16 protein-coding genes are annotated in these 18,468 nt (G+C 70.7%); 8 read left to right on the top strand and 8 right to left on the bottom strand.

Annotation, left to right across the window (positions count from 1 at the left end):
- Positions 1-65 precede the first annotated feature (65 nt).
- The 3 genes from MRBLWH7_RS18540 to MRBLWH7_RS18530 are packed head-to-tail and all read left to right on the top strand — an operon-like array spanning position 66 to position 3,506.
- Positions 66-938 (top strand): DUF1684 domain-containing protein, encoded by an 873-nt coding sequence (locus MRBLWH7_RS18540; protein ID WP_341997192.1) that lies wholly within the window; start codon positions 66-68, stop codon positions 936-938.
- On the top strand, positions 935-2,020 hold the full coding sequence (locus MRBLWH7_RS18535; RefSeq protein WP_341997189.1) for an LLM class flavin-dependent oxidoreductase: 1,086 nt from the start codon (positions 935-937) through the stop codon (positions 2,018-2,020). The genes MRBLWH7_RS18540 and MRBLWH7_RS18535 overlap by 4 nt, the downstream gene beginning before the upstream one ends.
- Positions 2,021-2,033: 13 nt before the next feature.
- Positions 2,034-3,506, top strand: coding sequence for an MFS transporter (locus MRBLWH7_RS18530; protein WP_341997187.1), 1,473 nt, complete (start codon positions 2,034-2,036; stop codon positions 3,504-3,506).
- A 15-nt stretch (positions 3,507-3,521) separates the two neighbouring features.
- On the opposite strand, the gene MRBLWH7_RS18525 is transcribed toward MRBLWH7_RS18530, so the two are convergent.
- From MRBLWH7_RS18525 to MRBLWH7_RS18505, 5 genes are all read right to left on the bottom strand, one after another.
- The gene (locus tag MRBLWH7_RS18525; protein ID WP_341997184.1) at positions 3,522-4,616 is read right to left on the bottom strand and encodes a GNAT family N-acetyltransferase; all 1,095 of its coding nucleotides are present in this window, start codon (positions 4,614-4,616) and stop codon (positions 3,522-3,524) included.
- Positions 4,613-5,764, bottom strand: coding sequence for an LLM class flavin-dependent oxidoreductase (locus MRBLWH7_RS18520; RefSeq protein ID WP_341997183.1), 1,152 nt, complete (start codon positions 5,762-5,764; stop codon positions 4,613-4,615). Before MRBLWH7_RS18520 ends, MRBLWH7_RS18525 begins: the two co-directional genes overlap by 4 nt.
- A 72-nt stretch (positions 5,765-5,836) precedes the next feature.
- Complete coding sequence (locus MRBLWH7_RS18515; protein ID WP_341997182.1) at positions 5,837-6,826, bottom strand: ABC transporter substrate-binding protein; 990 nt, start codon at positions 6,824-6,826, stop codon at positions 5,837-5,839.
- 50 nt (positions 6,827-6,876) lie between these two features.
- Entirely contained in the window at positions 6,877-7,686 is an 810-nt protein-coding gene (locus tag MRBLWH7_RS18510; RefSeq protein ID WP_341997180.1) for an amino acid ABC transporter ATP-binding protein, read from the bottom strand.
- On the bottom strand, positions 7,686-8,771 hold the full coding sequence (locus tag MRBLWH7_RS18505; RefSeq protein WP_341997179.1) for an amino acid ABC transporter permease: 1,086 nt from the start codon (positions 8,769-8,771) through the stop codon (positions 7,686-7,688). The genes MRBLWH7_RS18510 and MRBLWH7_RS18505 overlap by 1 nt, the downstream gene beginning before the upstream one ends.
- A 206-nt stretch (positions 8,772-8,977) precedes the next feature.
- On the opposite strand from MRBLWH7_RS18505, the gene MRBLWH7_RS18500 reads away from it, so the two are divergent.
- The 3 genes from MRBLWH7_RS18500 (at position 8,978) to MRBLWH7_RS18490 (ending at position 11,934) form a co-directional block, all read left to right on the top strand.
- Positions 8,978-10,039 (top strand): LLM class flavin-dependent oxidoreductase, encoded by a 1,062-nt coding sequence (locus MRBLWH7_RS18500; RefSeq protein WP_341997177.1) that lies wholly within the window; start codon positions 8,978-8,980, stop codon positions 10,037-10,039.
- Positions 10,036-11,349, top strand: coding sequence for an NtaA/DmoA family FMN-dependent monooxygenase (locus MRBLWH7_RS18495; RefSeq protein WP_341997175.1), 1,314 nt, complete (start codon positions 10,036-10,038; stop codon positions 11,347-11,349). Before MRBLWH7_RS18500 ends, MRBLWH7_RS18495 begins: the two co-directional genes overlap by 4 nt.
- 192 nt (positions 11,350-11,541) lie before the next feature.
- Positions 11,542-11,934, top strand: coding sequence for a rhodanese-like domain-containing protein (locus tag MRBLWH7_RS18490; protein WP_341997173.1), 393 nt, complete (start codon positions 11,542-11,544; stop codon positions 11,932-11,934).
- 68 nt (positions 11,935-12,002) lie between these two features.
- On the opposite strand, the gene MRBLWH7_RS18485 is transcribed toward MRBLWH7_RS18490, so the two are convergent.
- Complete coding sequence (locus tag MRBLWH7_RS18485; protein ID WP_341997172.1) at positions 12,003-13,325, bottom strand: M20/M25/M40 family metallo-hydrolase; 1,323 nt, start codon at positions 13,323-13,325, stop codon at positions 12,003-12,005.
- 213 nt (positions 13,326-13,538) lie between these two features.
- Here MRBLWH7_RS18485 and MRBLWH7_RS18480 point away from each other — a divergent pair, with 213 nt between their 5' ends.
- Positions 13,539-14,303 carry a GNAT family N-acetyltransferase gene (locus MRBLWH7_RS18480; protein ID WP_341997170.1) on the top strand — a complete coding sequence of 255 codons (765 nt, stop codon included), beginning with the start codon at positions 13,539-13,541 and terminating at the stop codon, positions 14,301-14,303.
- Between the two features lie 188 nt (positions 14,304-14,491).
- Here MRBLWH7_RS18480 and MRBLWH7_RS18475 read toward each other — a convergent pair whose 3' ends face one another.
- Complete coding sequence (locus MRBLWH7_RS18475; RefSeq protein ID WP_341997168.1) at positions 14,492-15,352, bottom strand: sulfurtransferase; 861 nt, start codon at positions 15,350-15,352, stop codon at positions 14,492-14,494.
- Positions 15,353-15,756: 404 nt separating this feature from the next.
- Here MRBLWH7_RS18475 and MRBLWH7_RS18470 point away from each other — a divergent pair, with 404 nt between their 5' ends.
- On the top strand, positions 15,757-16,839 hold the full coding sequence (locus tag MRBLWH7_RS18470; RefSeq protein WP_341997166.1) for an ABC transporter substrate-binding protein: 1,083 nt from the start codon (positions 15,757-15,759) through the stop codon (positions 16,837-16,839).
- A gap of 382 nt (positions 16,840-17,221) precedes the next feature.
- On the opposite strand, the gene mmsB is transcribed toward MRBLWH7_RS18470, so the two are convergent.
- Positions 17,222-18,454: a multiple monosaccharide ABC transporter permease gene (mmsB, locus tag MRBLWH7_RS18465; RefSeq protein WP_341997164.1), complete on the bottom strand. Its 1,233-nt coding sequence runs from the start codon at positions 18,452-18,454 to the stop codon at positions 17,222-17,224.
- Positions 18,455-18,468 lie beyond the last annotated feature (14 nt).

The following is an 18,468-nucleotide window of genomic DNA, read 5'->3' as shown; positions in this document are numbered from 1 at the left end:
TGTAAACCCAACCGCGGCCTGAGTTCGCGGCATCCGCCATCCGGCTGTACCCACGAGGAGCACCCATGACCACCACCCTCAACACCGATGTCGACCGCGCGCAGTTCGGGCGCGACTGGGAGGACTGGCACCGCACGCACGAGACGCGGCGCGCCGACTCCCTCGGCTTCCTCGCGATCACCGGTCTGCACTGGCTCGGCGGCGGCCCGGTCACCGTGCCCGGCGCTCCCGGCACCTGGCGGCTGAGCGCCGACGGCGTGGTCGTCGAGCTCGCCGAGGGCGAGAGCCTGACCCTCGACGGCCGGGCGATCACGGGCACGCACGCGTTCGGCGAGATCGCCGAACGTGGCAGCGTCACCCCGACGTTCACCGACGGCGAGGTCGCCGGGGCGGTCGAGATCGCGGTCCGCGGCGGTCATACGATCCTGCGCCCGCGCCGGGCCGACCACCCGTTCCTCGCGGAGTACGCGGGCACCCCGACGTACGTGCCGAACCCGCGCTGGCGGGTCGCGGCCCGCTTCCGCCCCTTCGAGGCGCCGATCCCGACCGAGGTCGGCGCCGCGGTGGACGGCCTCACCCACGTGTACGACGCCCCGGGCGTGCTGGAGTTCTCGTGGCGCGGCGAGGAGTTCACGCTCATCGCGTTCGCCGGCAGGGCGCCGGGCGACCTGCTCGTGCTGTTCACCGACGCGACGAGCGGGCTCACCACCTACGCCGCGAACCGCTCGGTGGGGGTGGATGCGCCGGATGCCGACGGCTGGACGACGATCGACTTCAACCGCGCCGTCAACCTGCCCTGCGCGTACACCGACTTCGCGACCTGCCCGCTGCCGCCCGCGGGCAACCGCCTGCCGATCGGCATCGAGGCGGGCGAGAAGAAGCCGCTGTCGCGCGTGGTCTCGAACGCCGCGCTCGTGGCACCGGGGGTGGCCGCATGAGGTTCCAGCTGCTCGACATCGTCCCCTACCGCGCCGATCCGATCACGGGCCGCCAGGTCTCGCCGGCGGAGCGCTTCGCCGAGACCCTGCAGCAGGCGATCCGCGCCGAAGAGCTGGGAGTGGATGCCATCGCCATCGGCGAGCGCCATGCCGGCCATTTCCTCTCCTCGTCGCCGACGGTGCTGCTCAGCGCGATCGCGGCCCGGACCCGCCGCATCCGTCTCAATTCCGGCGTCACGGTGCTCTCGGTGCTGGATCCGGTGCGCGTCGCTGAGGACTACGCGACGATCGACCAGCTGTCGGGCGGGCGGCTCGACCTCACGATCGGCAAGGGCAACGAGGTGGCGCAGTTCCCGCTGTTCGGGCTCGACATCGACGATCAGTGGGAGCTGCTCGCGGAGAAGTACGAGCTGCTGCGCACCCTGTGGCGTGAGGAGGACGTGACGTGGCCCGGAACGGAGTTCACGCGGCCGCTCACGGGCGTCACGACCCTGCCACGCCCGTTCGACGGTGCGCCGCGGGTGTGGCACGGCTCGGCGACGACGCTGTTCTCGGCGGGCCTGGCCGCCCGCTTCGGCGACCCGCTGTTCAGCGCGAACGCGATCCAGCCGCTCGAGAACTACGGCGTGCTCGTCGACCACTACCGCTCGGAGTACGCGCGGCACGGTCACGACCCGGCGGCCGCGTTCGTCGCCGCGGGATCCGGGGCGCTGTTCATCGCCGACACCACGCAGGAGGCCATCGCCCAGTACGGCCCGGTGTATAACGCGATCGTCGCGGCCACCAACGTGCCCGGCAACAACACCCCGTTCCGCGACATCGAGCACGCTGTCGCCGAGGGGCCCGCGCTCGTCGGCACGCCGCAGCAGGTGATCGACAAGATCGCACGCTTCCACGGCCGGCTCGAACACGATCTGCAGTCGATCAGCCTGCCCACGACGGTGCCGTTCGAACGCCAGCTGGAGATCCTGGAGCGCTTCGCCCTCGAGGTCGCCCCGGTGCTGCGGCGGGAGTTCCCGACGGCGCTGTGGACGGATGCCGACCCCCTCGGCCGGCGATCGCTCGAGCTCGCCGCGGCGTGAGTCCGGGGGCCTCGTGACGATTGAGGGCGCGGGCGCCGTCCGGGGGTCCCGGACGCGGCCCGCGCTCTGGGCGTGCCTGGCCGCTGGCTTCGCCACGCTCTTCGATGCCACCGTCATCACCTACGCGGCGCCCGCGGTGAGCTCGTCGCTCGGCGGGTCCACGGCGGGGGTGCAATGGCTGCTCGCGTCGTTCTCGCTCACCTTCGGGCTCGGCCTCATCCCCTCGGGGAGGCTCGGCGACGTCTACGGTCGCCGGTTGCTGTTCCTCGTCGGCCTCGGGATCTTCCTCGTCGGCGGCGTGGCGGCGGTCGCCGCCCCCACGATCGTCGTGCTCGTGGCGGCGCGATTCGTCCAGGGCCTCGGTGCCGGCGTCATCAGCGCGCAGGTGCTCGGCGCGATCCAGGACCTCTACACGGGCGCGTCGCGGCTGCGTTCTCTCGCCGCGTACACGGCCGTCGGCGGTCTTGCCGGGGTGCTGGGCCCGGTTCTCGCCGCGCTCCTCCTCGGGGCCCTTCCCGCCGACACCGCCTGGCGCGTGGTGCTGCTGACGCCGCTTCCGCTCGTCATCGCGGCTGTCGTGCTCGGATGGCGAGGGATGCCGGGCCCCCGCGCCTCGGCCGCGTCCGGGCGGGTCTGGATCGATCTGCCCGGGATCGTGCTGCTGTGCCTGGTCGTCGTGGCCCTGACCCTGCCGGTGGTGGAGCCGGGCCTGTCGGGACGGTCGGGGCTGGCCGTGGCCGGGGCGGCCGTGCTGCTCGGGCTGGCGCTCGTGCTGTGGGAGAAGCGGTACGCCCGACGCGGGCGGCTCCCGCTGTTCGCGCCGGCGTTGGTGCGATCGCGCGGCTTCGTGGTGGGCAACGTGGTCGCCCTGCTGTGGTTCGGCAGCGGGATGGCTGCCGGATCGGCGGTCACCCTGTATTTCCTGCAGTCTCCGGCGCTCTCGGCGCTGGCGATCGCCCTGGTGTTCGCGCCCGGGGCCCTGGCGCGGCTCGGCGGCTCGCTGTTCAGTCTGCGTGTGGTCGGGCGGATCGGGTCGTCCGCGACGGTGGCGCTGGGGCTGGGACTGCAGGCCGCCCTGTTCGCGGGCCTGGCGGTCGCGGCGCCGCTGCTGCCGAACGGGGTGCTGTTCGTGGTCGCCGCGGCAGCCCAGATCGGGCTCGGAATCGGCGGCGGCCTCGTGGAACCCGTGGTCCGCGCCACCACGCTCTCGTTCGCGCCGGCCGAGCTGCACGGGGTCGCCGCCTCGTTCCTTCAGCTCACTCAGCGATTGGCGGCGACGTTCCTGGTCGCCCTGGCCACCGGCATCCTCCTCACCTCGTCGGGCATCTCGACCGCCGCGACCTTGCAGGCTGCGCTGGTGACGTGTGCGGTGGGCTCTGCGGTCGCCCTGGTCGCGTCTGCAGACCCTGTGTTCCGGCGGGCGGGCACACGCGCTGAAGCGGCGGTGCCCCTGCTGGACAGCTCGCGGAGCACCACCCGGACGTGAGCATCGGCTCCCGCCTCACTCCGACGGAGCGAGCTCCTTCGCGAAGCACTGCGAGAAGGGGAACGCCTTGTACGGCTCGAAGATCGGGATCGGGCGGTATCCGATCCGCTCGTAGAGGACCACCGCATCGTGCTGACGGTCACCGGTCTGCAGGATCAGGCGGCCCGCGCCGCGATCCTGCGCGATGCGCTCGAGCTCGCTCATCAGTGCCCGGCTCACCCCCGTGCCGCGTGCGCGCGGCTTCACGAACACGCGCTTCACCTCCAGGTCGCGCGTGCCGTCGTGGACGAGATCCCGCAGCGCCGCGTGACCGACGGCCGCACCAGACTCGTCGACGGCGAGCACTGTTGCGACGATGGTGCCGGGGTCGACCGCGAACGCACGCTGCGCTTCCTCGGCGACGGGTGCAGCATGGGCCAGCCGATCCGCGTAGCGAGGCGCAATCTCGCCGTCCATCTCGGAGCGCAGGGCCTCGGCGCGCGGGTCGTCCCACGGGACGGTCTCGAGCGTCCACGCACGTTCGGCCGGTGGCGTGTCCGCGGGCTCGGGTGCCAGGTCGTAGCCGAACGTGTACAGCTCGATCCAGCGGCCGGGCTGCACTTCCCACGCACCCTCGCGCTCCGGCAGCCGCTCGAAGCCCAGCTTCGCGTAGAGCGCGTGGGCGCCGGTCATCTCGGGACCGCTGTTCATTACGATGCGGTGCGAACCACGCTCGCGCGCGAGGTCGATGACGTGGCGGGTGAGCGCCTCGCCGATGCCTCGGCCGCGGGCGGCAGGGGCCACGGCGAGTTGCCGGAAGTCCGTCTCACCGGGTCGGGCGACCTCCGCGAGCGGCCGGTTCGGACGCGCGATCCACACCGTCCCGAGGACCTCGCCGCTCGGCTCGACCGCCACCCACACGTCGCCCCCGCGCACGCGGCTCGCGACATCGCGAAGCGAGGCGACGTACTCGTCGGAGAGCTTCCCGTAGCTCGACAGGTACGCCTGTGCGGTCACCTCGCCGGCGCGCTGGTACTCCTCGGTGCGCACCAGGCGGATGGTGATGTCAGCGGGGACGGATGCCGCAGCCACGGCCCCGTCGTCGGTCGCGGCGACCGATCCCACGCTCACGCGAGCACCTCCGCCGGGGCAGCCCGCTTCTCGCGCCCGCCCGTCTCGGCGGTCCCCCACGCATCAGCGAGGAGCGCGTACGAGCGTTCGCGGTCATCGGGGTCGTGCGTGATCGTGGTGACGAGCAGCTCGTCGGCGCCCGTGACGCGCTGCAGCGTCTCCAGCCGCTCGACGACGCTGTCGGTCGAGCCGACGAATTGCGTCTCGACGCGGTCGCGCACGACCTCGAACTCTTCGTGGGAGAGCGGGTTGACGCTGGCGTCGAGCGGCGACGGGAAAGGGACGGCCCCTTGGCCGGCGCGGATGCTGTGCACCCATCGACCGTAACCCGCGGCGAGCCGGCGGGCTTCGGCATCGGTATCCGCGACGACCACGTCCACCGACACGATCACGTGCGGCGCTGCGATGCGGCCAGGGCGGAACGACGCACGGTACTCGGCGACGGCGTCGAGGATGAAGGCGGGGGCGACGTGGTAGTTGGCGCCGAACGGCAATCCGAGTTGGCCGGCGAGCCGGGCGCTCGGCCCGGCCGTCGAACCGTGGATCCAGACGGTGATGTCCGCTCCCTCGGCGGGAGTGGCGTGGATCGTCACCTTCTCCGGGGAGGCGTAGGTTCCGTCGATGAAGGCGAGGATGTCGGCCACATCCTGCTCGAACCGGTCGGCGTCGTCGGTGCGCCCGAGCAGGCGCGCCTGGACGACGAATCGCTCGGAGTCGAAAGCGAGGGGCCGCTGAGGCGGCAGGAGCAGCCCGTCCACCACCCGCTGCTCGGCCGAATCCTCCATCGGCGGATGCTGCACCGTGCTGCGATTGCCGGAGCGGCCGATTCCGAGGTCGAGGCGTCCGGGGTGCAGCGCGGCCACGACGCCCGCGGCTTCGGCCACCTGCACGGGCGAGTAGTTGCCGATGATGGTCGCCGCCGTGCCGATGCCGATGCGCTCGGTCGCAGCGGCGATCGCCGCGAGCAGGACGTGCGGCGCGGACCCCGACAGGCCCGGATTGAAGTGATGCTCGGCGAGCCAGTAGCGGTGGTAGCCCAGCCGCTCGGTGTGTCGGGCGAGCGCGATCGAGGCGCGCAGCCCGTCCGCGGCCGTCTGCCCCGCTCCGAACGGGGACAGGTCGAGGACGGAGAGGGGGACGCGGGACATGAGGAGCTCCTGGGTGTGCGCAAAGGGAAAGAGGCCGGGCCCGCTCTAGCGGGCCCGGCCGGGGTCGTGCGATCAGGACTTGGGCAGTCCGGCGGGGTTGATCTCGCTGGTCTCGACGCGCTCCGACTGGAGGTCCCAGATCTTCAGGACCTCGTCGTACTGCCCGTTCTCGATGAGGGCGTTGAGCGCGATGTTGACGGGCTCGATGAGGCCGTTGCCCTTGGCCGTGGCGGCGGCGATGTTCGCTGTCAGCGGCCAGCCGCCGGGCACGAGGCCGACGAGCTTGGTGTCGCCGGTCTCACGCGCGGCCCACGCCGACGTCGCGTTCGGGCCGAAGGTGGCGTCGATGCGGCCCGACTGCAGCGCCAGCACGGTGGCGGCGTTGTCGTCGAAGTACTGCAGCTCGGCGGGCTCCTCGCCCGCGGCCTCGAGCTCCTCGTTCCAGGCCAGCAGCACCTGCTCCTGGTTCGTGCCCGAGCCGACCGCGATCTTGAGGCCGGTGATGTCGGCGGCCTCCTCGATCTTCTCGATGTCGCTGTCGCTCTTCACATAGAAGCCGAGCAGGTCCTCGCGGTAGCTCGCGAAGTCGTACAGCTCCTTGCGCTCCTCGGTGACGGTGACGTTCGACGTGATGAGGTCGTACTTGCCCGACTGGATGCCGAGCGGCCAGTCCGCCCACGCAACCACCACCGGGTTGTACTCGAGGCCGAGCGCGTCGGCGATCAGCGCGCCGATGTTCGGCTCGGTGCCGGCGGGGTTCGTCTCGCCCTCGGGGATGTAGCCCAGCGGCGGGACGTAGGCGGAATGCGCCACAGTGAGCTTGCCCGGCTCGACCGGCTCGAAGCCGCTCGCATCGAGCGCCTCGACAGCCTCGGCGACGGGCTCGTCGAGACGGACCCACTGGATCTCGTCGGTCGCGACGTTCGCCTCGGTGAGCTCGGCCGGTGCGGCCGCCTCGGCGGGCTGGTTCTGGGTGACGCCCCAGACGATGCCGCCGACGATCGCGGCCACCGCGACGGCGCCGACACCGATCGCGATGCCCTGCTTCTTGCTCAGTGCCATGTGATTGCTTCCTTTTCTCGGGTGAGTGCTCGACGTGCGAGAGCTCGGTTTCAGGCCAGGACCTTCGCGAGGAAGTCCTGGACGCGGGGGTGCTCCGGTGTGACGAGGACCTCGGCGGGCGGGCCCTGCTCGATGACGCGGCCGCCGTCGAGGAAGACGACCCGGTCGGCGACCTCGCGGGCGAATCCGACCTCGTGCGTGACGATGACGAGGGTCGTGCCGAGCTGCGCGAGGTCGCGGATGACGTCGAGGACCTCGCCCACGAGCTCCGGGTCGAGCGCGCTGGTCGGCTCGTCGAAGAGGATCACCTTGGGCTTGAGGGCGAGGGCGCGCGCGATCGCGACGCGCTGCTGCTGTCCGCCCGACAGCTGCCGGGGGTAGTGCTCGGCCTTGTCGGCCAGCCCGACGCGGTCGAGAAGGCCGAGGGCGAGCTCTCGGGCGTCGTCCTTGGAGAGCCGGCCGAGCGCGACCGGCGCCTCGGTGACGTTCTCGAGCGCGGTCAGGTGCGGGAAGAGATTGAAGTTCTGGAAGACGATGCCGATCTGCGTGCGGCGCTCCAGCACCTCACGCTCGCGCAGCTCGTAGAGCTTGTCGCCGCGCAGCTCGTAGCCGATCAGCTGGCCGTCGACCGTGACCGAGCCGCGGTCGACGCTCTCGAGGTGGTTGATCGTGCGCAGCAGGGTCGACTTGCCCGAGCCGCTCGGCCCGAGGATCGCCACGACCTCGCCCGGCTCGACAGTCAGGTCGATGCCGCGCAGCACCTCGACGCCGCCGTAGCTCTTGTGGACGTTGTGGATCTCGACGAGCCCACGCGTGGCGGTGTCGGTGTCGGTGTCGGTGGTGAAGGTGTCGATGCTCATCAGCGGTCTCCGAAGGTCGCGTCGTTGCCGGAACTCTGCTGTGCCGCAGCGGGCAGGGGCGCAGCATCCGATCCCGCCAAGTGAGGGGGTGCGGATTCGGCGTCGCCGAGACGGGCCCACTGCAGGGCCACCCAGTGACGGGCTTTCTGCAGCGGCGTCGGCGGCAGCACGCGCACGGTGCCGCGGGCGTAGTGCCGCTCGATGTAGTACTGCGCGATGCTCAGCGCCGTGGTGATGATCGTGTACCAGACCACCGCGACGAGCAGCAGCGGGATCACGCGGCTGTTGCGGTTGTAGATGACCTGCACGGCGTAGAACACCTCGGGCAGTGCGATGACGAAGACCACGGACGCGCCCTTGACCAGGCCGATCACCTCGTTGGTCGCGTTGGGCACGATCGAGCGCATCGCCTGCGGCAAGATGATCCGCGTCAGGCGTCGGCGGGGCGGGATGCCGAGAGCTGCAGCCGCCTCGAGCTGCCCCTGGTCGACCGACAACAGCCCGCCGCGGATGATCTCCGCCGAGTAGGCAGCCTGGTTGAGGCTGAGGCCGAGGATCGCTGCGGCGAAGGCGCTGATCAGCTGCACGGTCGGGAACTCGACGATCCAGAAGTCGGTCGTGAACGGGGTGCCGAGGCCGAGGGTCGGGTACAGGTACCCGAGGTTGTACCAGACAATGATCTGCACCACGAGCGGCACCGAGCGGAAGAACCAGATGAACAGCCACGCCGCCGAGTTGAGGAGCGGGGACTTGGCCAGGCGGGCCAGTGCCAGCAGCGTGCCGAGGAAGGAGCCGATGGATGCCGAGATCGCCGTCAGCAGCAGGGTGAGGCCCACGCCCTGCAGCACCGGCTCCGACAGGAAGTAGTGAGCGAAGACATCCCACTCGTAGTTCTCGTTGGTAACGAGCGACCACGCGAACTGCGCCACCACGAACAGCACGACGATGCCGATCGACCACCGGAACCAGTGCCGGGTGTGGACGACAGGAACATCGCCGAGGTCGACGCGCGACGACGACGCCGCCGCGGACGGCGGCGTCGCGGCCTCTGCAGCGCCGGCGGTGCGCGGAAGTGTGTCGGTCATGAGGTGCTCCTCGGTCGGCGGCGCGGAGGTTCAGGCTGCGGGAGGTGCGCCGGTACGAGGACGGTAGGCCGGTGAAGGCCTGATCGCCGAGCCGAGGGCGCCGTCGAACGACACGGATTGTGACGATCTGACACGCAACGTCACACGGCGGAATCCGCCGACGCACGCAGGCCCCCGTGCGCCGGCGGGGACCTAGCTTGGCTCGCATGTCCGACACCCCGTTCGCGGTCGCCCTCGAGCTGGACGCCGACGGCGCCCACCCGGCGGCTTCGCCTGTTTCCGCCGCCCTCTCCCCGCGGCGCCTCGCCACCCGCGGCGCGACCGCCGAGCGCTTCGGCTTCACCGCCGTGACGCTCGACGACTCGCCGCTGCCGGTCGCCGATGCGGTCGCGCGGCTCGATGCCGTGCAGCGCGCCGCGTTCCTCGCTCCGCTCACGTCGGCCATCGGGCTCGTGCCGGTCGCGCACGTCGTCTTCAGCGAGCCGTTCCACGTCGCGACGCAGCTTGCGAGCCTCGACTGGGCCTCGAACGGGCGCGCGGGCTGGATCGCCGCGGCCTCCGGGACCGCGCGCGAGGCCGCCGCCTACGGTCGTGGGGCGCTCTCGGACGACGATCTCCGCAGCGAGCGCGACGACGTGATCGAGGTCGCTCGACGGCTGTGGGACTCGTGGGAGGACGACGCTGTCATCCAGGACGCAGCGAGCGGCCGCTACCTCGACGCCGACAAGCTCCACTACGTCGACTTCGAGGGCGAGAGCTTCTCGGTGAAGGGTCCGCTCATCACGCCCCGGCCCCCGCAGGGGCAGCTGGTCGTGGTGGCGCCGGCCGGCACGGCGGGTGCGGACGTCGTGCTGGTCACGGGTGCCGACCTGGCGGAGATCACGGATGCTGCATCCCGGGCGCGTGCCGCGGATGCGCCGCTCGTGTGGGCGGAGGTCGAGGTGGTGCTTGACGCGCGCGGCGTGTCCGCGGCTCGGCGGCTCGACGCCATCGGCGGCTGGACGGACGCCGGGCGCCTCCGCTACGCGGGCGACGCGGACGGTCTGGTCGCCCTGATCGCCGGGCTGGCAGCATCCGTCGACGGTGTACGTCTGCACGTCGCAGAGCTTGACGTCGATCTCGAAGAGGTTGGGCGCGCAGTGCTGCCGGCGCTGCGAAAGCGGATCGGCTTCCGTTCGCCGCGGGCGGGCGAGGCCCTACGCGATGCCCTCGGCCTCGAAGGCAGCGTGAGCCGCTACGCCACCACCGCCGTGAAGGAGTTCGCATGAGCACGTCCCGCCGTATCCAGTTCGGTGTGTTCTTCCAGGGGGTCAACTTCGGCACCATCTGGTCGAGCGACCGCAGCGGCTCGCAGTACGACTTCGAGTCTTTCCGCCGCATCGCGCAGACCGCGGAGCGCGGCCTGTTCTCAGCCTTCTTCCTCGGCGAGGGTCTGCGTCTGCGCGAGCACTTCGGCCGCATCCACGACCTCGACATCGCCGGTCGTCCCGACGCGCAGACGCAGCTCGCGGCGCTGGCGGCCGTCACTGAGCGCATCGGCCTCGTCGCGACGCAGAACACGACCTACAACGACCCGTACGACCTGGCGAAGCGCTTGAACTCGCTCGATCTGTTGAGCGAGGGCCGCGCCGGGTGGAACATCGTCACGACCGACAACGCGTGGACCGGCGCGAACTTCCGCCGCGGCGGGTACCTGGAGCACGCCGACCGCTACCGCCGGGCGGCCCAGTTCGTCGCCGCCGCGCAGCGGCTGTGGGACGCCGGCGCCGACGGGGTCGGTACGCCGGTGTCAGTCGCCGATCAGCTGGTCTCGTTCCAAGGACCGGCGCCGCTGCCGCCGAGCGCGCAGGGACGGCCGGTGCTGTTCCAGGCAGGGGACTCCGACGAGGGCCGAGAGTTCGCGGCATCCAGTGCCGACGTCATCTTCTCAGCGCACCCGGGCCTGGAGGACGCGATCTCGTTCGCGGCCGACCTACGCCGTCGCCTTCCCGCCCATGGGCGTGCTGTGGGCGAGCTCAAGTTCTTCCCGGGGGCTCAGTTCATCCTCGCCGCCACCGACAGCGAGGCCCGCGAGAAGGCCGATTGGGTCACGCGCGCGCAGGTGTCGCCGCAGACCGCGATCCGATTCCTCGAGCCGATCTGGGGCCGCGACCTGTCGGAGTACGACGCCGACGGGCCGCTTCCCGACATCGACCCGGTGGTCGATGAGGTCGACGGCCAACGCGGGTCGCTCTTCCAGGGCCGTCGCGCGCTCGAGACGGCGCGCGAGTGGCGCGAGAGCGCGGCCGCCGAGGGCCTCTCGATCCGCGACTTCGTCATCAAGCGGTCGTCGCTGCGCACCTTCGTCGGCGGCTATTCGTTGATCGCCGATCGCATCGTGCAGTACGTAGACGCGGGGGCGGTCGACGGGTTCAACGTCTCGCCGTACCTCGTGCCCGAAGGGCTCGACGACATCGTCGACGGGCTCATCCCAGAGTTGCAGGAGCGCGGCGTCTACCCCACCGAGTACGTGGGATCGACGCTGCGCGAGAACCTCGGGCTCCCCGCGCTGGGCGAGCGCGCGGAGCTCGCGGCCTGACCCGCCGATCGCATTCCCTTCTCCTCATCACGTCGAACCGGCGGGTACCGTACGATCCCGGATCCGCGTATGACGGATCGTGGCGCCGTATGACAACGCCGTGCGCCGTCGCCAGCGGTGAGCCCTTAGCGTGACGCCGAGGAGCGGCATCCGTCCGTCCCGACATCCGTCCGTCCGAAAGGATCACCCGCCATGACCGACACCACCGACACCGCGGCCGAGCCCACGTTCGACGCACCGCTCATCACCGCCGAAGAGGCCGCCGGACGCGCCGCGGCGGGAGCGCTCGTCGTCGATGTTCGCAGCGACGCCGGCCGGGCGCGCGACGGCGTGATCCCCGGCTCCATCCGCGGCGACCGCAACAACCTCGACGCGCAGTTCCTCATCGACTCGCCGGAGAAGTTCGCCGAGATCACGGACTGGGACCAGGACATCGTCATCGTGTGCGGCACGATCAATGGCTCCGGCCCCGTCGCCGAGCAGCTCCGCGCGAAGGGCTTCACGAACGTCGCGCATGTCGACGGCGGCTTCCCCGCGTGGAAGGAGTCTGGCGGCCCGACCGCGGAGGCCCCGGGCGCCGAGTGACCATCGCGACGCCGGAATGACGGATGCTTCGGCCCTCGCCGCACGGAAGGGCCGAAGCATCCGTCGTTCTAGGCGGTGCGAAGAATCCGTTGGGTGACGCGCGCCGAGAAGTGCAGCGCGTCGACGGGGATCCGCTCGTCGGCGGCGTGGAACTGGGCGAACACGTCGAAGTCTCGAGGCACGTGCAGCGGCACGAACCCGTAGCCATGGATGCCGAGCTTCGCGAAGTGCTTGTTGTCGGTGCTCGCCGGCAGCAGGTAGGGCACCACCACGCCATCAGGGTCCTCGATGGAGATCGCGTCCTGCAGCACGTCAATGATCGGCGCATCGACGGGCGCCTCGGTCGCCGACCACCAGCGGCCCTCCCGGATGTCGATGTCGTCGCCCACGAGCTCCCGCAGCCCGTCACGGAGGGCGTCGTCTTGTTTGGGAAGGATGCGGATGTCGAGGCGCGCCGACGCCTCCGCCGGGATGATGTTCGTCTTGTCGCCGGCGTCGAGCACCGTCGGGGTCGCGGTGTTGCGCGTCGTCGCGCCGACGAGTGACGACACGAACCCGAGGCTCTCGAGGTCGTCAGCGAGCGACTCGTCGGTGAACGCGAGCCCACGGGCCGCTCCGAAGACGTCGAGGAAGCGCTGCAGCGCGGGCGTGCGCACGACCGGGAACCGGTGCTCGCCGACGGCCGCCACGGCCCGGGCGAGTCGGACCACACTATTGTCGTCGGTGGGGCGGGAGCCGTGGGCGGCGTGGCCGCGGGCGCGCAGCGTCGACCATGCGACACCCTTCTCGCTCGTGGCCACCAGGTACGCGCGGCGTTCGTCGGCGGGGTCGGCGTACAGCGGCACGGAGAACCCGCCCACCTCGCTCAGCGCCTCGGTGACGCCGGCGAACAGCTCGGGGCGGTTCTCGACGAGCCACCCGGCGCCCCACACCCCGCCGCTCTCCTCGTCTGCGAGGAATGCCAACACCAGGTCCCGCCGCGGCACGATCCCTTCGCGCGCGAAGTGACGCGCCACGGCCAGGATCGTGCCCGCGTAGTTTTTCATGTCGACGGCGCCGCGGCCGTAGAGGTAGCCGTCCTCGATGTCGGCGCCGAAGGGCGGGTGAGTCCAGTCCTTCTCCTCGACCGGCACGACGTCGAGGTGCGCGTGAACCAACAGGGCTCCGGCATCCGGATCAGTTCCTGGGATGCGAGCGATGAGCGACCCCCGTCCGGGACGCGACTCGACGAGCTCCGACGCGATGCCCACCTCGGCGAGACGCTCCTGCACCCAGATGGCGGCGCGTGTCTCGCCGTCGCCGATGGTGGCCGCCACCCCGGTGTTCACCGTCTCGATGCGGATGAGGTCGCGGACGAACTGCAGCGCCTCGTCTTCCAACTGGCTGGGCACGGGAGTCTCCTCGGTTACGGGGCTCGTTCGGGCGACTTCGCTGCCACTGCTGCGATTCCGCCGTGCCTGACCATAGACCGCGTCCCCTGAATGCCTCCATCGGCGGGGTCGCGCGGCGTCATAGATGGCGCGGTGCCCAACGATGCTCGTGCCCGTTGCGTGCGATGACGCCGGCATTTGGCGACGTCGGCGCCGGTCGCGCACGCTTGACGCATGTCAGACACAGTCCTCGCCTCCACCGACGGCGCGACAGCTTCCGCCGGTGACAAGCCGGGGGGCGCCCTCGCCCCGCACGCGGACGCCACGGTGCTCGACAACCCCGCGTGGCATTCACTGACCGGCCCGCACGCCGGCTTCGCGGAGGGGAACGATCTGGTCCGGCGGTACCCCGAGGACGTCGCACCGTTCGTGGCAGTGCGCACGTGGTCCGACCCCGATGTCTGGGACGCACTGCGCGATCTCGTCGGTCCTGGTGCGCCCGTCGGACTATCCGCCGCCGAACGCCCGTTCCCGGCCGGCTGGGAGGACCTGGGCGGCGGCGAGGGGGTGCAGCTCGTCGAGACCGACGCGCTGCGTCCGCGTCCGGATGCCGAGGCCGTCGTCCTGGGGCCGGACGACGTCGCCGACATGCTGGCCATCGTCGAACGGAACCAGCCGGGCCCCTTCCGGCCCCGCACCCATGAGCTGGGCCGGTATGTCGGCATCCGCCGGGAGGGTCGCTTGGTCGCGATGGCCGGCGAGCGACTGCACCCGGAAGGCTGGACCGAGATCAGTGCCGTCTCGACCGACAGTGCTTATCGGCGCCAGGGTCTGGCATCTCGGCTCGTCCTCGACGTGGCCTTCCATATCCAGCAGCGCGGCGACCGAGCCCTGATGCACGCGGCAGCGTCGAACGTGAATGCGATCAGGGCGTATGAGCGACTTGGGTTCGCGCTCCGGCGCCGGACGGTCTTCTCGTTCGGACGTGCGCCTCTGTGACCCCGGCCGGGGCCGTACCTCGCAGGTCACTGATGGATCAGGCGCGTCCTGGTCGGTGTCCCGCCCAGACGGACGCTGCGCCCCGGGATTCGGACGGCCGTCTACGGGTGGGTGGCGTGCGACCGGACGGCTGCATCGTGACGAGGTCCCCTAGGGTGCGGACCCATCACCGACGATGACCGGGGCGGTCATAGAGGCACCACGTCGAGCGAGGGCGCCGGGCCGACGGCGACCAGCCGGCCGCGGGAGCGGGACCATTGGCTCCACGAGCCGGGATAGACCACCACATCGACGCCGGCGATCACGCCGGCGAGGGCCGTGTGGGTCGCCGCGATGCCCGAGCCGCAATATGCCGCCACGGCGACACCATCTCGCACGCCTGCGGCGGCGAACTCCGCGCGGATCTCGTCCGCCGAGCGGAACTTCCCGGCCGACAGGTGCACGGTCGTCGGCAAGTTCACGGCGCCCGGGATATGCCCGCCGACCGGGTCAAGCGGTTCGCTGTCGCCGCGATACCGCTCGGGCGCGCGCACGTCGAGCAGCAGGCCGTGGTCGGGCCATTCCTCGACGCCGTCGATGTCGGCCACGCCCTCGGTGATCTCGTCGAGCACGATGTCTCCCGGCGGCCGCGGCAGCACGTCGCCGGTCTCGAGGGGCAATCGTTCGGCGAGCCAGCCGCGAAGACCGCCGTCGAGCACGCGCACGTCGGCGACTCCGGATCGTGTCAGCACCCACCAGGCGCGGGCGGCCGCGACCGAGTGCACGTCGTCGTATGCGACGACCGTATCCCCGGCGCGAATTCCCCACCGCCGCGCGGCGGCCTGCAGCTGCTCGCGCGGCGGCAGCGGATGCCGCCCCTCCCGCGGATCGCCGCGGCGCGCGAGCTCGTGGTCCAGGTCGACGTACACCGCCCCCGGCAGGTGCCCGTCGAGGTAATCGGGCCGACCCTCGGGTCGATCGAGACGCCAGCGCACGTCGAGGATGCGCGGCGGTGTGCCGCCGCGGATGAGATCGGCGAGCTCGGTCGCCGAGATGAGTGGGGTGACCATACGGTCATGCTGGTCGGGCGGCTGACCGAGTGAAACGTTCCGACGAAATACGCCGCGATAGGGCGACGCGCGACGTCACATAGGAACAAGAGGAGCCGCGCCAGCTCGCTTCCGTGGCACCTCACCCGTCGTCGGTCCAAGAATCGCCCAGTCCGAATCGGGCCCAGCGTGAAGATCGACCGCGCTGGAGCCACGACTGCCTCCGAATACCGAATGCAACTCGGGTGACAGATGATGACGCTCGGTTTCTCGGTTTGACGACCGGCTAGGTCGACGGCATGGACGCTTCTACTGTCGCCGGTGGGTCCCTGTAGGGTCCTGACCCGGCGACGCGAACCGCTGCCCAATGGTGCGCGACGGCGCAATTCCCCCCAACCCGAGTAATGCCGACCGAAGGCGACACCGTGAACAAACTACGCACCGCGACAGCAATCACCTCTCTCGGACTCGTCGCCGCCATGATGGCAGGCTGTGCCTCCGCCGCCGGAGCGCCCACCGAGACCCCCGCCGCAGCAGACGCCGGCCCATCGGTGGGCGAGCTCCGGCTGGGGTACTTCGCGAACGTCACCCACGCGCCGGCGCTGGTCGGCCTGGAAGAGGGCCTGTTCGCGGACGCGCTCGGCGACGTCGAGGTCACCACCCAGGTCTTCAACGCCGGCCCGGCCGCGATCGAGGCGCTCTCGGCGGGCGCGATCGATGCGACCTACATCGGCCCGAACCCGTCCATCAACACCTTCATCCAGTCCGGCGGCGAGTCCGCCCGCATCATCGCCGGTGCGGCCACCGGCGGTGCCGCGCTGGTGGTCCGCGACGGCATCGACACCCCGGCCGACCTGGAGGGCACCACGATCGCGACGCCGCAGCTGGGCAACACGCAGGACGTCGCGGCGCGGGTGTGGCTGGCCGATGAGGGGTTCGAGACCGACACCTCCGGCGGCGGCGACGTGCAGATCACCCCGACCGAGAACGCGCAGACGCTGACGCTGTTCCAGGACGGCCAGCTCGACGGCGCCTGGCTGCCCGAACCGTGGGTGTCGCGCCTGGTCATCGACGCCGGCGCGCACGTGCTGCAGGACGAGGCCGACCTCTGGGAGGACGGCGCCTTCCCGACGACGGTGCTGCTGGTGCGCAAGGAGTTCCTCGACGAGCACCCGGATGTCGTGGCCGACCTGCTGAAGGGCCACGAGGCGGCCGTCAACTGGATCGCGGACAACCCCGACGAGGCGCCGGCCGTGATCAACGGCGCCATCGAGAAGGAGACCGGCAAGCCGCTCGCCGACGCCGTCATCACCCGGGCACTCGAGCACGTGACGTTCTCCGTCGACCCGCACGCCGACACGTTCGAGACACTCGTCGACAACGGCATCCAGGCCGGCACCCAGAAGGACGGCTCCATCGAGGGACTCTTCGACCTCACCCTCCTGAACAAGCAGCTCGAGGCCGAGGGCGAAGAGCCCATCTCGGCAGCGGGACTCGGCGAGGACTGAACACCAGCACCGCTCCCCGCGTCCGCCCCCGGAACTGCTCCCGCCGCTCCGGGGGCGGACGCATGCGGCGCGCCCGGTCGCAGGACAACTGTCGCGGCACCGCCACATGCCCGACGGAGATTCCACACCTCTCAGGAGGTGAAGTGAGTCCGCACAAAGTCCGCAGAATCCCCGTTCCACCACTCACGCCGGCATCCGCGTCCAACCGCAGATCCGCGGAATTCCGCGGATCTCCCCCGCACCCCACTCCACTCAATCCACCCGATGCCGTTCGTCAACTACCGCTGACGCGCACCCCGCCTCGGGGGCCTGGTTTCAGTCCGCGGAGGCGGACATGCGTTCGGCCCGGTGCGCCGTGAGGCGCACCGGGCCGAAGCGTGGATCAGACGCCGGAGCGGCGCTTGTTGTAGACGTCGAACGCAACGGCCAGGAGGAGCACAAGACCCTTCACGGCCTGCTGCCACTCGATGCCGATGCCCATGATCGACATGCCGTTGTTCAGGACGCCGATGATCAGACCACCGATGATCGCGCCGCCGATCGTGCCGACGCCGCCCTGGACGGCGGCGCCGCCGATGAACGCGGCGGAGATCGCCTCGAGCTCGAAGCCGTCACCGGCCTTCGGGCCGGCGAGGTTCAGGCGTGCCGTGAAGATCAGGCCGGCGAGAGCTGCGAGGAAGCCCATGTTGACGAAGAGCCAGAAGTCGACGCGGCGGGTCTTGATGCCCGAGAGCTCGGCGGCGTGGCGGTTGCCGCCGATGGCGTAGATGTGGCGTCCGAACACGGTGCGGTTCATGACCACGCCGTACACGAGGATCAGGATCGCGAGGATGATCAGCGTGACGGGGATGCCCTTGTACGAGGCCAGCGCCCACGTGAACCAGCCGATGACCGCCGCCACGAGCACGAGCTTGACGACGAACCAGGTGAGCGGCTCGACCTCCTGGCCGTACTTCTGACGCCCGGCACGGGTGCGCACCTGCTGCACGATGAGGGCGACGATCGCGACGGCACCGATGAGGAGCGTGAAGACATCCGGGTCGCTCTCGCCGAAGACGCCGGTGAGGAAGCCGTTGCCGAGCGCGCGGTACTCCGTGGGGAACGAGCCGATGTTCTGGTTGCCGAGCACCACGAGGGCGAGACCGCGGAAGATGAGCATGCCCGCGAGCGTCACGATGAACGCCGGAATTCCTGCGAACGCCACCCAGAAGCCCTGCCATGCACCGACCAGGGCGCCGATGGCGAGCGACAGGAGCACGGCGAGCCACCACGGCAGGCCCCACTGCACGGCGAAGACACCCGAGCAGGCGCCCACGAACGCAGCGACCGAGCCCACCGAGAGGTCGATGTGGCCGGCGATGATGACCATCACCATGCCGATCGCGAGGACGAGGATGTACCCGTTCTGCACGACCAGGTTCGAGATGTTCTGCGGCCGCAGGATGATGCCGTTGGTGAGGATCGCGAACAGCGCCACGACGGCGATGAGCGCGATGAAGATGCCGTTCTTGCCGAGGTCGCTGAGGACGTGGCTCAGCCAGCTCGTGAACTTGTTCTCGGGCGGGTTGATGTTCGATCCGACGGCGGTGCCGGAGTTGGTCATGGTGTCTGACATGTCTGCGTCTCCTG

The sequence above is a fragment of the Microbacterium sp. LWH7-1.2 genome, from assembly GCF_038397755.1.
Classification (GTDB): Bacteria; Actinomycetota; Actinomycetes; order Actinomycetales; family Microbacteriaceae; genus Microbacterium.
This window is presented reverse-complemented; position numbering and strand designations above follow the sequence as displayed.

What these genes read in the sequence shown, in the direction of transcription:
- MRBLWH7_RS18540 (WP_341997192.1), top strand. Translation starts at nt 66, where the DNA reads ATGACCACCACCCTCAACACCGATGTCGACCGCGCGCAGTTCGGGCGC.
- MRBLWH7_RS18535 (WP_341997189.1), top strand. Translation starts at nt 935, where the DNA reads ATGAGGTTCCAGCTGCTCGACATCGTCCCCTACCGCGCCGATCCGATC.
- MRBLWH7_RS18520 (WP_341997183.1), bottom strand. Translation starts at nt 5,764, where the DNA reads ATGTCCCGCGTCCCCCTCTCCGTCCTCGACCTGTCCCCGTTCGGAGCG.
- MRBLWH7_RS18515 (WP_341997182.1), bottom strand. Translation starts at nt 6,826, where the DNA reads ATGGCACTGAGCAAGAAGCAGGGCATCGCGATCGGTGTCGGCGCCGTC.
- MRBLWH7_RS18510 (WP_341997180.1), bottom strand. Translation starts at nt 7,686, where the DNA reads ATGAGCATCGACACCTTCACCACCGACACCGACACCGACACCGCCACG.
- MRBLWH7_RS18505 (WP_341997179.1), bottom strand. Translation starts at nt 8,771, where the DNA reads ATGACCGACACACTTCCGCGCACCGCCGGCGCTGCAGAGGCCGCGACG.
- MRBLWH7_RS18500 (WP_341997177.1), top strand. Translation starts at nt 8,978, where the DNA reads ATGTCCGACACCCCGTTCGCGGTCGCCCTCGAGCTGGACGCCGACGGC.
- MRBLWH7_RS18495 (WP_341997175.1), top strand. Translation starts at nt 10,036, where the DNA reads ATGAGCACGTCCCGCCGTATCCAGTTCGGTGTGTTCTTCCAGGGGGTC.
- MRBLWH7_RS18490 (WP_341997173.1), top strand. Translation starts at nt 11,542, where the DNA reads ATGACCGACACCACCGACACCGCGGCCGAGCCCACGTTCGACGCACCG.
- MRBLWH7_RS18480 (WP_341997170.1), top strand. Translation starts at nt 13,539, where the DNA reads ATGTCAGACACAGTCCTCGCCTCCACCGACGGCGCGACAGCTTCCGCC.
- MRBLWH7_RS18475 (WP_341997168.1), bottom strand. Translation starts at nt 15,352, where the DNA reads ATGGTCACCCCACTCATCTCGGCGACCGAGCTCGCCGATCTCATCCGC.
- mmsB (WP_341997164.1), bottom strand. Translation starts at nt 18,454, where the DNA reads ATGTCAGACACCATGACCAACTCCGGCACCGCCGTCGGATCGAACATC.